This window comes from Pseudomonas cavernicola, assembly GCF_003596405.1.
In the GTDB taxonomy this organism is placed as follows: Bacteria; Pseudomonadota; Gammaproteobacteria; order Pseudomonadales; family Pseudomonadaceae; genus Aquipseudomonas; species Aquipseudomonas cavernicola.
On record NZ_QYUR01000002.1, the window covers coordinates 1,922,201 to 1,934,229 of the forward strand.

Here is a 12,029-nt window from a genome sequence, read left to right on the forward strand (position 1 = left end):
CAGCACCAAAACAGGGCGGACAGGCTCAGCTGGCCGGGCGCAGTACCTCGATCAAGGGTTGCAAGGAATACCCCAGGCGCGGCTTCAATGCCTCGGCCCGGCGCTCCAATTCGTCAAAATCAAGCTGCTGATCCAAATCCTCTGGCACCAGCAGGATCACATTGCCCTCCTTCACCGGGCACTCCCAATAATGCCGATGGAAGAGACCGCGCAGCAGTGCGGCACCAAGGGGCTTGCCGTCATCTCCGGCCCATTGATTGATCACCAACCACCCCCCCGGATTCAGGCGCTTCTGGCAACTGTCCAGAAAGCGCCAAGCCAGATGGCCAACACCCGGGCCGTGATCGGTATACAGGTCGACGAAGATCAAATCGGCAGGCTCGGCGCTCTCCAGCAACTCCAGCGCATCACCAATGCGCACATAGAGACGCGGGTCGTCGTCCAGACCGAGGAATTCCATCGCCAGGCGCGGCACGTCCGGGCGCAGTTCGATGGCTTCGACATCTTCCAGCGGCAAGAACTTGAGACAGGCCTGAGTCAGCGTACCCGCGCCCAGACCGAGGAACAGCGCGCTTTCCGGCGCCTCGTGGCACAGTGCTCCGATCAGCATGGCGCGGGTGTAGTCGTACTCCAGCCAGGTTGGATCGGCGGTGAATACGCAACTCTGCTCTATCGCATCACCGAACTCTAGGAAGCGGTATTCGCCGACTTCCATCACCCGAATCACACCAAACTCGTCGTGCACCTCGGCCAGCAAAAGCTCCTCGGTCAATTCATCCCGCGGCGGCAGCCCAGGCATCACACACCCTCCAACCATGACATCCCCGACCAGCATGAATCCGGGAAAGGCGCCGATTGTCATTGAAGAGCCCGGCCTCGGTCACGCGATAATTCACCAACGGAAAAACCGGCGCAACGCTGGTGCAACGGCAGAACAAAAACAATCTCGAGGTTCCCGTATGTACGCCATTATCGGCGCTGGCCCCATGGGCCTGTGCACCGCGCGACAACTGCAAAAACACGGCATCCCCTTCGTTGGCTTCGAACTGCACAACGAAGTGGGCGGCCTGTGGGATATCGATAACCCGCACAGCACCATGTACGAATCGGCGCACCTGATCTCCTCCAAAGGCACTACCGAGTTCAGCGAGTTCCCGATGCGCGACGAGGTAGCGCCCTACCCGCACCACAGCGAGATGCGCCGTTACTTCCGCGACTACGCCCAGCACTTCGGCCTGTATGAGCATTACCAGTTCGGCACCCGGGTGCAGCGCCTGGAGCGTCTCGACAAGGGCTGGCGACTGGTCAGCGAGCAAAACGGCGCCACCCGCGAATGGCTGTTCGAGGGGGTATTGCTCGCCAACGGCACGCTGCACAAGCCGAATCGGCCAGCACTACCGGGTGAGTTCACCGGCGAACTGCTGCACTCCAGCGATTACTCCTCGCCGGCGATCTTCGATGGCAAACGCGTGCTGGTGATCGGTTGCGGCAACTCCGCCTGCGATATCACCGTGGACGCCGTACACCGCGCCGCCTCGGTCGACCTCTCGGTACGCCGTGGCTATTACTTCCTGCCAAAATTCTTGCTCGGGCGGCCGATCGACACCTTTGGCGGCATGATCAAACTGCCGCGCAAGCTCAAGCAGCGCATCGACGGTTGGCTGATCCGCGCGCTGATCGGTAAACCGTCTGACTACGGCCTGCCCGATCCGGACTACAAACTCTACGAGTCGCACCCGGTGGTGAATTCGCTGGTGTTGCATCACCTCGGCCACGGCGATATCAAGGCGCGCCGAGACATCGCCAAGGTCGAAGGGCGGCGAGTGACCTTCAGCGATGGCGAACAAGCCGACTACGACCTGATTCTGCAGGGCACCGGCTACAAACTGGACTACCCGTTCATCGACCGCAGCCACCTCAACTGGCCCGAGCGAGTCGGTGCACCGCAGCTCTACCTCAACGTATTTCACCCTGAATATGATGACCTGTTCATGATGGGCATGGTCGAAGCCTCCGGCCTTGGCTGGCAAGGCCGCGCCGAGCAGGCTGAATTGGTCGCGCTGTTCATCCGCCAACTGCAGGCCGGCAGCGAAGCAGCGAAGAAATTCCAGGCGATCAAACGCGAGCGCGCGAGCCTCCGTCTGGACGGTGGCTACCAGTATCTCGAACTGGAGCGCATGGCTTACTACGTGCACAAAGACACCTACCGCAGGAGCATCCAGCAGCACACCCAAGAGCTGCAACAAGCCCTGCCGGCGCATGCTTCAAGCCAATCCCCACAACCCGCCCAGGTTCAGCCATGACGCTCACGTGTCTTAGCCTGGCCGCGAACGGCCGCGGTTGGTGGCTTGCGCCAGGCACGCGCGCAGAAAGTACTGCAGAGCATGATTGACCCGTGGCTCTGGCTCGGGACCTGTATCTTTCTCGCCTACACCCTGGAGGCCATGACCGGCTTCGGCAGCGTGGTGATCGCCCTGTCGCTTGGCGCACTGGTGCTGCCGATCAAGGAACTGCTGCCGATTCTGGTCGCACTGAACATCTGCATGAGCGGCTACCTGACCTATAGGCATCGCCAACTGATCGACTGGCGCCTGCTGCTTAGCCTGATTTTGCCGGGCATGTCGGTCGGCACGCTGATCGGCTTCGGCCTCGGCCCCTGGCTCAGCGACGGCTCACTCAAACAAGGCTTCGGCGTTTTGATTGTGTGGTTCGCGCTGCGCGAACTGCTGCGCTTGGGCAAAAGCCAGCCAACGGGCCGTACACCACTGTGGGTGACCCGCCTGCAAATCGGTGCAGCCGGAATCAGTCATGGTCTGTTCGCCTCTGGCGGGCCGCTGCTGGTCTACGCGCTGGCGGCCACAGCGCTGGACAAGGCCCGCTTTCGCGCCACCCTGGTCTGCGTCTGGTTCAGCCTCAATGGCCTGCTGACCCTGGCCTTTCTCGCCAATGGCAGCCTTCAGCCAGCCTTACCGCGCGTCGCCAGCTATCTGCCGCTGCTGGCCATCGGCGTACTGCTCGGCGAGCACCTGCATCATCGGGTTGCCGAACAGCACTTTCGCCTCGGTATTTACCTGCTGCTGTGCATCACCGGCGTCCTGCTCGCCTGGCGGAGCTGAGCAATATAGCCAGCCTGCAGGCTGTGTGAAAACGTCACGAGCGAAGGTTAGACAAGGCGCAACGCAGCGAAGCGGAGTAACAGCCGCAGGCTGGCCCGAAGGGCGAGCGCCAGCGAGTCAAAACTGGCGAGAAAGCGCACGACTGCAGGGATGCAGGAGGTAGAGCGAAGCAGGATGCCCGAGCCGAGTTTACGTAGTGTAAATGAGCATTCTGAGCCTGTTTTTAACGCTGTATAACCGAGCGCAGTAGTTTTCACACGGCCTGCTATGGCCGCCATCGGCTGGCAGCGCCGAGGCTAACTGTTACCATGCAAGTTCCTAGAAAGCAGCCGTATCGAGTCCGTGATGAGCCAAGCCTGGAGCCCCGAAAGCTGGAGAGCCAAACCGATCCAGCAGCAACCCCAATACCCCGACGCCGTGCACCTGGCACAGGTCGAGCAGACCCTGGCCGGTTATCCGCCGCTGGTATTTGCCGGCGAAGCCCGCGAACTGCGTCGCCAGTTTGCCGAGGTCACCCAGGGCCGCGCCTTCCTGCTGCAAGGTGGCGACTGCGCCGAGAGCTTTGCCGAGTTCTCCGCAGCGAAAATCCGCGACACCTTCAAGGTGCTGCTGCAGATGGCGATCGTTATGACCTTCGCCGCCGGCTGCCCAGTGGTGAAAGTCGGGCGCATGGCCGGCCAATTCGCCAAACCGCGCTCTGCCAACGATGAAACCATCGGCGGCGTGACCCTGCCGGCTTATCGCGGCGACATCGTCAACGGCATCGGCTTCGACGAGAAGAGCCGCGTGCCGGACCCAGATCGTCTGCTACAGGCCTATCACCAGGCCACCGCCACCCTGAATCTGCTGCGCGCCTTCGCCCAGGGCGGCTTTGCCGACCTGCATCAGGTGCATCAGTGGAACCTCGACTTCATCGCCAACTCGGCGCTGGCCGAGAAGTACAGCCATCTGGCCGACCGCATCGACGAAACCCTGGCCTTTATGCGCGCCTGTGGCATGGACACCTCGCCGCAACTGCGCGAAACCAGCTTCTTCACCGCGCACGAAGCATTGCTGCTGAACTACGAAGAAGCCTTCGTCCGCAAAGACAGCCTGACCGGCGGCTACTACGGCTGCTCTGCGCATATGCTCTGGATCGGTGATCGCACCCGCCAGCTAGACGGCGCACACGTGGAATTCCTACGCGGCGTCGGCAACCCGATCGGGGTGAAAGTCGGTCCGAGCATGGACAGCGAGGAGCTGATTCGCCTGATCGACATCCTCAACCCGGATAACGATCCCGGCCGCCTCAACCTGATCGTGCGCATGGGTGCGGACAAGGTCGAAGCCGGTCTGCCACGCCTGATCCAGACCGTGCAGCGTGAAGGTCGCCAGGTGCTGTGGAGTTCAGACCCGATGCACGGCAACACCATCAAGGCCTCCAGCGGCTACAAAACCCGCGACTTCGCGCAGATCCTCGCCGAGGTTAAGCAGTTCTTCGCCGTGCATCAGGCCGAGGGCAGCTACGCCGGCGGCATCCATATCGAGATGACCGGGCAGAACGTCACCGAGTGCATCGGCGGCGCCCGCCCGATTACCGAGGACGGTCTGTCGGATCGCTACCACACCCATTGCGACCCACGGATGAATGCCGACCAGTCGCTGGAGCTAGCCTTCCTGATTGCCGAGACGCTGAAGCAGGTACGCCGCTGATCTGGTTGTCGATTGGGTCCCCGACTTCTCGGGGATAACGGTATTCACAGCCGGGAACGGCGGGGCTCACAACAAAGAGCAGCACTCCGCCTCCGCCGTCGCCCTCGCGAAGGCTGGGGCCCAGTAAATCGTGCAATTCCCCGACTGACATACGGCTACAACCCGGCCAGGGCCGCCTTCAAACGCAACGTCCCCGGCCGCTTGCAGGTGATCGCCACCTCATCCAGGCCCAGCCAGTGCGCCATGCTGAGCAGGTTCAGCGACAACGCCGCCATACCCTCATCGTCCAAACCCCGTTCTTCCTCATGCACGGCATGCACCGCCAAGCGGCCATGGGCCCGTTCGGCACGCAGGTCGACCCGCGCGGCCAAGCGTTCGTTGTGCAGAAACGGCAGCACGTAGTAGCCATAAACCCGTTTGTGCTGCGGGGTGTAGATCTCCAGACGATAACGAAAATCGAACAGTCGTTCGGTGCGCGCCCGCTCCCAGATCAGCGAATCGAACGGCGACAACAGCGCATTGGCGCTGACCTTACGCGGGATTTTTAGCTCGCCCAGGCAGTAAGCCGGCTGACGCCAACCTTGCACCTGTGCCGGCAGCAACTCACCCGACTCGACCAACTCAGCCAGCCGCGCCTGGCTGTCGGCAGCCTCCAGGCGGTAGTAATCACGCAGATCCTTTTCCGTGGCGACCCCCAGCGCCGTGGCCGAGCGCAGCAACAATTGGCGTTGCGCCTCAGCCTCATCCAGCTCGGGATGTTCCAGCAAGGCACTCGGCAGTACGCGCTCCGGCAGGTCATAGAGACGCTCGAATCCACGGCGCCCGGCCACCGTCACCTCACCGGCGGCGAACAACCATTCCAGCGCATGCTTTTCGGCGCTCCAATCCCACCACGGCCCGGCTCGCTCCTCGCGCGTGGCCAGTGCACCAGCCCCCACCGCGCCCTGCTCGCGCACAGTCTGCAACACCCGCCGGATCACGCTTTGCTGCTCGCGACCAAAGCGTGCCAACTGACCGTAGATACCCTCCCCCTGAGCCGCACGGCGCATGCGCCAACGCAGCAACGGATAGACCGACTGCGGCAACAACGAGGCTTCATGCCCCCAATACTCGAACAAGGTGCGCCGCCGCCCACTACCCCAGGCCGCTTGCTCCAGCAGCTCCGCGGAGTAGTTGCCCAGTCGGGAAAACAGCGGCAGGTAATGCGAACGCACCAAAGCGTTGACCGAGTCGATCTGCAGCACACCCAGGCGCTCGATCATCTGATTGAGCCGCTGTGGTTTGACCGCTGCAGACGTTGCCCGCCCAACAAAGCCCTGGGCACTCAGGGCCAGACGACGGGCTTCACTCAAGGACAGAGAGAGCGTGGCGGACATCGAGTCACTCCTGCCAGCTGAGCGCTCAACCGACCTCGAAGGCGGTAGATTGAAAGCTCTGCTCGGACGCAGCCGGCGAGTCAGATAGATGCGGTGCAGGATAAGGCTTAGCGAAGGTAAATGCTGCCGGCGATGGGCCAATTTCCTGCAGCGCCGCGAGCGCCAGCTTAGCCGACTCGGGGGACGGGATGTGCCCTTGCGGCACCCACCACAACACCAAGGAGGGAGAGTCGAGCTTCTCCATCCAGCTCTTCTTATTTCTTAAAAGCGCCAAATGCTCGCCGCTATACACATAATCCTTGAGCGCTTCGAACGACTCCCACACCGACATATTGACGATAATCCGCTCATCGTCGAACAGCTTGATCGCGGTCGCATCGCCCTCTTCGGTCTGCAAGCGCCAGACAAACCCCGGGCTGTTTTCTGCCAAGCGATTAATCGGCTCCAGTTGCTCAACAAAGCCCCTCATCAGCGGATCGTCGAGAGGGGCTTTGGCCCGAGCAATGTTGACCTGAGCGAGTTGGTATTTCTGACTCATTTATCCTTCCTTGATTACCAGCATCTTGCGTTAACCGCTGGTCACTTGATTGTTTTAGCGCATTCAGTGCTTGAGCGGATCATCCCAGAACGGCCGCTCGCTTTCCCCCATGACATCCGCCCGACTGAAGCCAAGATCCTTAAGCGCTGCGTCACTCAAACTCGCCAACTGACGACGCTGTGCGGCTAACTGATGCCAACGCTGCACTTGCATCCAAACCCGGCTCAACAGCCGCCCGAGACTAAAATGAAACTTGGGCAGTGCAGTGGCGATGGCATAACCTTTTTGACCTTTCATCATCAATCCCTCCGTTCAGCTCTGCCCCCAAGGGTTGCGCGACTGCCTGCTGCGCTTGGGGGATGGCGTAAGTGTCCGGCCAGGACTAAGATCAATCCAACGAATGTTTCTTATGCAACCCATCTTGGAGATTGATGAGATGAGCAGCTATCCAGGCATCGACAGCGAGCTATTGCGCACTTTCGTCGCGATTGCCGACTTGGGCGGCTTTACCCGCGCGGCCGAAGCGGTCAACCGCACGCAATCGGCAGTCAGCATGCAGATGAAACGGCTGGAAGAAGACGTGGTGCAGCGCTCACTGTTCGAGCGCGATGGACGTCAGGTTCGCCTGACCGCCGAAGGCCAAGTGCTGCTCGGCTATGCCCGACGCATCCTCAAGCTGCATGGCGAGGTCATCAACACCTTGCGCGAGCCGCACATGGTCGGCTCGGTGCGCATCGGCACGCCAGATGACTATGTGATGCGCTTTCTACCGGGGATTCTCTCGCGCTTCGCCCAGGCCTATCCGATGGTGCAGGTGGAAGTGCACTGCGAGTCTTCCTCGCAGCTCTTGCAACGCCAGGATCTCGACCTGTCGATTGTCACGCGCATGCCGGGCGATGAGATCGGCCAACTGCTGCGCCAAGAGCGCTTCGTCTGGGCCGAGGCACAGGGTTTCAGCCCCCATGAACAAACGCCGTTGCCGCTGGCCATGTTCAACAGCGATTGCTTCTGCCGCACCTGGGCCTGCAACGCGCTGGATGCCATGGAGCGTGACTATCGCGTTGCCTACACCAGCCCCAGCCTGTCGGCGATCATGGCGGTGGTTAGCGCCGGCCTGGCCGTGACCGCGCAGTTGCAAAGCCTGATCACTCCTGACCTGCGCATCCTCGGCAAAGCCGAAAACCTGCCAGAGCTGCCTATGTCCAGCATCGTTCTGCTGCGCAACACTCGCACCCAATCACCGGTGACCGAATGCCTGGCCGAGCATATTGCCGAGGGTTTTCGTCTCTAAAGCCAAACGCTGTTCAGCCAGAGTTATCTACCGCAGCGTCAGCGACACTGCACAAAGCACCAGAAAGCCACAGAACAGCGAGCGCAGCACCCGCTCAGGCAGGGCATGGGCCAGCTTTACGCCCCAACTGATACTAAGCAAGCCACCTACTGCCAAGGGAACCCCCATGGCCCAGGCCACATGGCCGTGCAGCCCGTAGGCCAGCAAGGTGACCGCCGTACTCGGTGCCGCCAGCGCCAGTGATAGGCCTTGGGCCACGACCTGAGTGGTACCGAACACGCTGGTCAAGACCGGTGTGGCCAGCACCGCGCCCCCAACACCGAACATGCCGCCTAGCACCCCGGAGCAACTGCCCAACAGGCCAAACCAAGGCCAGGGATAACGCAACTCGCTGCTCGGCGGAGTCGGCCGGATAAACAGCCGGCTTAGGTTGTAGACAGTCAGCGCCAACAAGAAGCCCACGAACGCCATGCGCATGCTCCCGGCATCCAGGCTCACCGCATAGGTCGAAGCTAGCCAGGCACAGAAGAAGCCGGAGAGCCCCAGCGCCAGGGCATAGCGCAGGTCGATGCGGTTGTGCTGGTGATAGCGCCACAGCGCCAGCAGCACATTCGGCACCACCATCACCAGTGCCGTGCCCTGAGCCAACTGTTGATCGAGACCAAACAGTACGCCAAGCGCCGGAATGGCGATCAGGCCACCACCGATACCGAAAAGCCCACCCACTGAGCCTAATGCCAGGCCCAGCACTAAATTCAACAACACGTCGATCAGGCTCATCGGCAGCTCCAGTTCTCAAGCCGCCTAGGGTACGCAGTAGCCGCTAGCACTGAAACGCATAGCCACGCACAATGGCTATGCGCCAACCGCACAGGCAACACCACCACCATGAACCCAGACGCCCTGACTGACCAACTCAACCTGTTTCTCGATGTGCTGGAAAGCGGCAGTTTTTCCGCCGCCGCGCGCCGCCATCCATTGACCCCGTCGGCAGTGGCACGCCGGATCGATGCCCTGGAGCGCTCGCTGGGCAGCAGCCTGTTCAGCCGCAGCACCCACGCCGTGCGTGCCACGCCCGCCGGTCTGGCATTCGCGGAGCGGGCCAAACGCGTGCTGGCCGAATTGCGCCTGGCGCGCGCCGAGGCGGTGTCCCTGAGCAGCGCACCGGAAGGCTTGATCCGCATCGACGCACCCTCACCGTTCGGCCGCCGTCACCTGGCACCGGCGATTGCCGAGTTTCTGCTCGCCTACCCGGGCCTGGATGTACAGCTGCGACTGATCGACAGCTTTGTCGACCTGCATGGCGAGCATCTCGGCGAAGTCGATCTGGTGCTGCGCATCGGTCCACTGGCCGACACTCGTCTGGTCGCCACCCCTTTGGCGCCGCTGGTACGAGTGGTCTGCGCCAGCCCTGAATACCTCAAGCGGCGTGGTGTGCCACGTAATCCGAGCGAACTCGCCGAGCACGACGGCCTGGATTGGGATGCGCTTGCCCCGCCCCACGCCTGGCGTTTCGAACAGGACGGGCGGATACAGGTTTTTCGCCCGCAGCGCCTGCGAATGACCGCCAACAATGCCGAAACGCTGGTCTTCGGTGCGCTGGCAGGTCTCGGCATCGCCCATCTACCGACCTGGCTGATCAGCGAATACCTGCTGCGCGGCGAGCTTGTGCCGTTGTTTTGCGAAAATGGCCTACCGCCGCCGGAGCCCAGCGGCATCTACGCCCTGCGCCTGGAAAGCAAAACCAGCTCACGCAGCCGATTACTGCTGGAGTTTCTGAAAACCCGCTTCGGCCCGGTACCACCTTGGGATCTGGCGCTCCAGAGCGGCCTGGGCCGTAGCTAAGCAGCGTGGCAGCAATCATCGGTCGCTATTGCAGGGGTTTCCGAACCACCAGAATCGTCACACGTACGCAGCACTAAAACGTGGCGCACGAAAGTCAAGCGCGCTAACTTTAGCCTCATCACCTATGGAGGCACTTATGAACCACCCCACCCCTTGCGCGCAATTGCGGCTCGACAACCAGCTGTGCTTCGCCCTCTATTCCACGTCATTGATGATGACCAAGGTCTATAAACCTCTGCTTCAAGAACTCAACCTGACCTACCCGCAATACCTGGCGATGCTGGTGCTGTGGGAGGGTGACGGCATCACCGTCGGCGAGCTAAGCCAGCGCCTGCTCACCGACCCGGGCTCGGTCACCCCGCTGCTCAAGCGCCTGGAAGGCGAAGGTTTGCTGACCCGCACTCGTAGCAGTGTCGACGAACGCGTAGTGGAGCTGCGCCTGACAGACAAAGGTCGTGCGCTACAACAACAAGCCCAAGCCGTACCAAGCTGCGTGCTCAAGGCCACCGAACAGTCTATCGGTGAGTTGACCGCCCTCACGAAAGAGCTGGTCACTCTGCGCAATAGCCTGCAGAAGGCCGTTTAGGGCCTTATTCCAAAAAGCCTCAAGGCTTATCGCAAATATTTCCAAAAATTAACTTGCGCGCAAAACACATTCACACTAACTTTCGCCTCGCGCACTTACTTAGCGCGCAAACGTTTAGCTAGCAAAACTAATTTGGAGATACTCGCATGCAAACCATCAAAGCTCTCTACACCGCTTCCGCTACCGCAACTGGAGGTCGTGACGGCCGCGCTGTGTCCTCTGACGGTTTCCTCGACGTCAAGCTGACCACCCCACGCGAACTCGGCGGCCAAGGCGGCGAAGCCACCAACCCCGAGCAACTGTTCGCTGCCGGCTACTCAGCCTGCTTTATCGGCGCCTTGAAATTCGTCGCCAGCCAGAGCAAACGCCAACTTCCAAACGACACCTCGATCACCGGCAAGGTCGGCATCGGCCAGATCCCTGGCGGTTTCGGCCTCGAAGTCGAATTGAACATCAGCCTGCCAGGCCTGGAACAAGCCGACGCAGACGCACTGGTAGCCGCAGCCCACCAGGTTTGCCCCTACTCCAACGCCACCCGCGGCAACATCCAAGTCAGCCTGAACGTCACCGTCTAAGACGCGACCCAGCCACCCCGATTACGAGGAGCCCGATGATGAAGTCGTTTAGCAAGGTACTTACCGGTAGCGTTCTTGCCCTCTCCATCAGCAGCGCTTTCGCGGCGGGCAGCCCAGGTGTCGAGCACAACACCCAGGCCTTCCTCGAAGCCCTCGCAGCCGGGGGTGGCAAACCTCTCGAGCAACTCGCGCCCAAAGACGCCCGCGCCGTGCTGGTAGGCGCTCTGGCTGGTGCAAATGCAAGAATCCAATGAAGTGGTTCCGGGACAACTACACCACTGACTCCAAGCAGCGTAAGGACATCTATGCCTCGCCGCTGCAAGCCACGACTGCACAGCTGAAAGGCCTGCCACCAACCTTGATCCAGACCGCCGAGTTCGACGTGCTGCGCGATGAAGGCGAGGCCTACGGCCGCAAACTGGATGCCGCCGGCGTGGCAGTCACCTCGATGCGCTACAACGGCATGATCCACGACTTCGGCCTGCTGAACGTGGTCAGCCAGGTTCCAGCAGTTCGCTCGGCCATGCTGCAGGCGGCCGAAGAGCTGAAAAAACACCTGAAATAAACCATCGCCATCGGGTAGGAGGCGGGGTCACCCCCGCCGTCCTCCCACACCACCGTACGTACGGTTCCGTATACGGCGGTTCCTGCCTACTGACAAACTGCATCAGCGAGCTTGGTTTCGTTCGATGTGTCGCCCGCGTAGTCTAAGCACCCGGACAGGCTCTCGGGACTTCCGGCCCCTACCTCCTGATTGTCCAGGCCTCCGTATCAGGGAGCTTGTGCCTGCGACCCGCTCAGAGAGCACACCTGACTATCCGCTCATGGCAGGTTCAGCCCTTCATTGCTCCGGTTCCGAGCAACTACTACGGCCTCGGCTGACTTCTGCTCGCCCATCCCGTCACCTCACGATGCCGGTAGCACATGGCAGGCGAACAGATCTCCCAGGGTAATTCGCGCGACCTTCCTGCTTATGCCTGTCGGATCTACGTCGTAGCGTTCCGTGCAAG

The 12,029-nt window shown here is 61.4% G+C and carries 13 protein-coding genes and 1 pseudogene; 9 read left to right on the forward strand and 5 right to left on the reverse strand.

The window, feature by feature from the left end:
* Positions 1-25: 25 nt before the first annotated feature.
* The gene (locus tag D3879_RS09245) at positions 26-799 is read right to left on the reverse strand and encodes a spermidine synthase (protein ID WP_119953884.1); all 774 of its coding nucleotides are present in this window, start codon (positions 797-799) and stop codon (positions 26-28) included.
* A gap of 160 nt (positions 800-959) precedes the next feature.
* Between D3879_RS09245 and D3879_RS09250 the strand changes: the two genes are divergently transcribed.
* The 3 genes from D3879_RS09250 to D3879_RS09260 all read left to right on the forward strand — a co-directional run bounded on the left by D3879_RS09250 (position 960) and on the right by D3879_RS09260 (position 4,808).
* The gene (locus D3879_RS09250) at positions 960-2,303 is read left to right on the forward strand and encodes a flavin-containing monooxygenase (protein WP_119953886.1); all 1,344 of its coding nucleotides are present in this window, start codon (positions 960-962) and stop codon (positions 2,301-2,303) included.
* An 81-nt stretch (positions 2,304-2,384) separates the two neighbouring features.
* On the forward strand, positions 2,385-3,116 hold the full coding sequence (locus tag D3879_RS09255; protein WP_119954931.1) for a sulfite exporter TauE/SafE family protein: 732 nt from the start codon (positions 2,385-2,387) through the stop codon (positions 3,114-3,116).
* Between the two features lie 345 nt (positions 3,117-3,461).
* A complete protein-coding gene (locus tag D3879_RS09260; protein ID WP_119953888.1) occupies positions 3,462-4,808 on the forward strand; it encodes a class II 3-deoxy-7-phosphoheptulonate synthase in 1,347 nt (448 codons plus the stop codon).
* 155 nt (positions 4,809-4,963) lie between these two features.
* On the opposite strand, the gene D3879_RS09265 is transcribed toward D3879_RS09260, so the two are convergent.
* The 3 genes from D3879_RS09265 to D3879_RS09275 form a co-directional block, all read right to left on the reverse strand.
* Positions 4,964-6,184, reverse strand: a complete 1,221-nt coding sequence (locus tag D3879_RS09265; protein WP_119953890.1) for a winged helix-turn-helix domain-containing protein — start codon at positions 6,182-6,184, stop codon at positions 4,964-4,966.
* Positions 6,185-6,209: 25 nt separating this feature from the next.
* Positions 6,210-6,722, reverse strand: coding sequence for a DUF3291 domain-containing protein (locus tag D3879_RS09270; protein WP_119953892.1), 513 nt, complete (start codon positions 6,720-6,722; stop codon positions 6,210-6,212).
* Positions 6,723-6,785: 63 nt separating this feature from the next.
* Complete coding sequence (locus tag D3879_RS09275; RefSeq protein ID WP_119954933.1) at positions 6,786-7,019, reverse strand: DUF1127 domain-containing protein; 234 nt, start codon at positions 7,017-7,019, stop codon at positions 6,786-6,788.
* A gap of 139 nt (positions 7,020-7,158) precedes the next feature.
* On the opposite strand from D3879_RS09275, the gene D3879_RS09280 reads away from it, so the two are divergent.
* Positions 7,159-8,013: a LysR substrate-binding domain-containing protein gene (locus tag D3879_RS09280; RefSeq protein ID WP_119954932.1), complete on the forward strand. Its 855-nt coding sequence runs from the start codon at positions 7,159-7,161 to the stop codon at positions 8,011-8,013.
* 27 nt (positions 8,014-8,040) lie between these two features.
* Here D3879_RS09280 and D3879_RS09285 read toward each other — a convergent pair whose 3' ends face one another.
* Positions 8,041-8,793 (reverse strand): sulfite exporter TauE/SafE family protein, encoded by a 753-nt coding sequence (locus D3879_RS09285; protein WP_119953894.1) that lies wholly within the window; start codon positions 8,791-8,793, stop codon positions 8,041-8,043.
* Positions 8,794-8,901: 108 nt separating this feature from the next.
* Here D3879_RS09285 and D3879_RS09290 point away from each other — a divergent pair, with 108 nt between their 5' ends.
* From D3879_RS09290 to D3879_RS28005, 5 genes and pseudogenes are all read left to right on the forward strand, one after another.
* Positions 8,902-9,858 carry a LysR family transcriptional regulator gene (locus tag D3879_RS09290; RefSeq protein ID WP_119953896.1) on the forward strand — a complete coding sequence of 319 codons (957 nt, stop codon included), beginning with the start codon at positions 8,902-8,904 and terminating at the stop codon, positions 9,856-9,858.
* Positions 9,859-9,994: 136 nt separating this feature from the next.
* Complete coding sequence (locus D3879_RS09295; protein WP_119953899.1) at positions 9,995-10,444, forward strand: MarR family winged helix-turn-helix transcriptional regulator; 450 nt, start codon at positions 9,995-9,997, stop codon at positions 10,442-10,444.
* 146 nt (positions 10,445-10,590) lie between these two features.
* A complete protein-coding gene (locus tag D3879_RS09300) occupies positions 10,591-11,019 on the forward strand; it encodes an organic hydroperoxide resistance protein (protein ID WP_119953901.1) in 429 nt (142 codons plus the stop codon).
* A 38-nt stretch (positions 11,020-11,057) separates the two neighbouring features.
* The gene (locus tag D3879_RS28000) at positions 11,058-11,273 is read left to right on the forward strand and encodes a hypothetical protein (protein WP_476644156.1); all 216 of its coding nucleotides are present in this window, start codon (positions 11,058-11,060) and stop codon (positions 11,271-11,273) included.
* A pseudogene (locus tag D3879_RS28005) lies at positions 11,258-11,584 on the forward strand (alpha/beta hydrolase fold domain-containing protein); the annotation flags it as partial. The gene D3879_RS28000 and the pseudogene D3879_RS28005, both read left to right, overlap by 16 nt.
* Positions 11,585-12,029 lie beyond the last annotated feature (445 nt).

Excerpts from the sequence above, each read along its gene's own strand:
- D3879_RS09245 (WP_119953884.1), bottom strand. The coding sequence starts at position 799 with ATGCCTGGGCTGCCGCCGCGGGATGAATTGACCGAGGAGCTTTTGCTG.
- D3879_RS09250 (WP_119953886.1), top strand. The coding sequence starts at position 960 with ATGTACGCCATTATCGGCGCTGGCCCCATGGGCCTGTGCACCGCGCGA.
- D3879_RS09255 (WP_119954931.1), top strand. The coding sequence starts at position 2,385 with ATGATTGACCCGTGGCTCTGGCTCGGGACCTGTATCTTTCTCGCCTAC.
- D3879_RS09260 (WP_119953888.1), top strand. The coding sequence starts at position 3,462 with ATGAGCCAAGCCTGGAGCCCCGAAAGCTGGAGAGCCAAACCGATCCAG.
- D3879_RS09265 (WP_119953890.1), bottom strand. The coding sequence starts at position 6,184 with ATGTCCGCCACGCTCTCTCTGTCCTTGAGTGAAGCCCGTCGTCTGGCC.
- D3879_RS09270 (WP_119953892.1), bottom strand. The coding sequence starts at position 6,722 with ATGAGTCAGAAATACCAACTCGCTCAGGTCAACATTGCTCGGGCCAAA.
- D3879_RS09275 (WP_119954933.1), bottom strand. The coding sequence starts at position 7,019 with ATGAAAGGTCAAAAAGGTTATGCCATCGCCACTGCACTGCCCAAGTTT.
- D3879_RS09280 (WP_119954932.1), top strand. The coding sequence starts at position 7,159 with ATGAGCAGCTATCCAGGCATCGACAGCGAGCTATTGCGCACTTTCGTC.
- D3879_RS09285 (WP_119953894.1), bottom strand. The coding sequence starts at position 8,793 with ATGAGCCTGATCGACGTGTTGTTGAATTTAGTGCTGGGCCTGGCATTA.
- D3879_RS09290 (WP_119953896.1), top strand. The coding sequence starts at position 8,902 with ATGAACCCAGACGCCCTGACTGACCAACTCAACCTGTTTCTCGATGTG.
- D3879_RS09295 (WP_119953899.1), top strand. The coding sequence starts at position 9,995 with ATGAACCACCCCACCCCTTGCGCGCAATTGCGGCTCGACAACCAGCTG.
- D3879_RS09300 (WP_119953901.1), top strand. The coding sequence starts at position 10,591 with ATGCAAACCATCAAAGCTCTCTACACCGCTTCCGCTACCGCAACTGGA.
- D3879_RS28000 (WP_476644156.1), top strand. The coding sequence starts at position 11,058 with ATGAAGTCGTTTAGCAAGGTACTTACCGGTAGCGTTCTTGCCCTCTCC.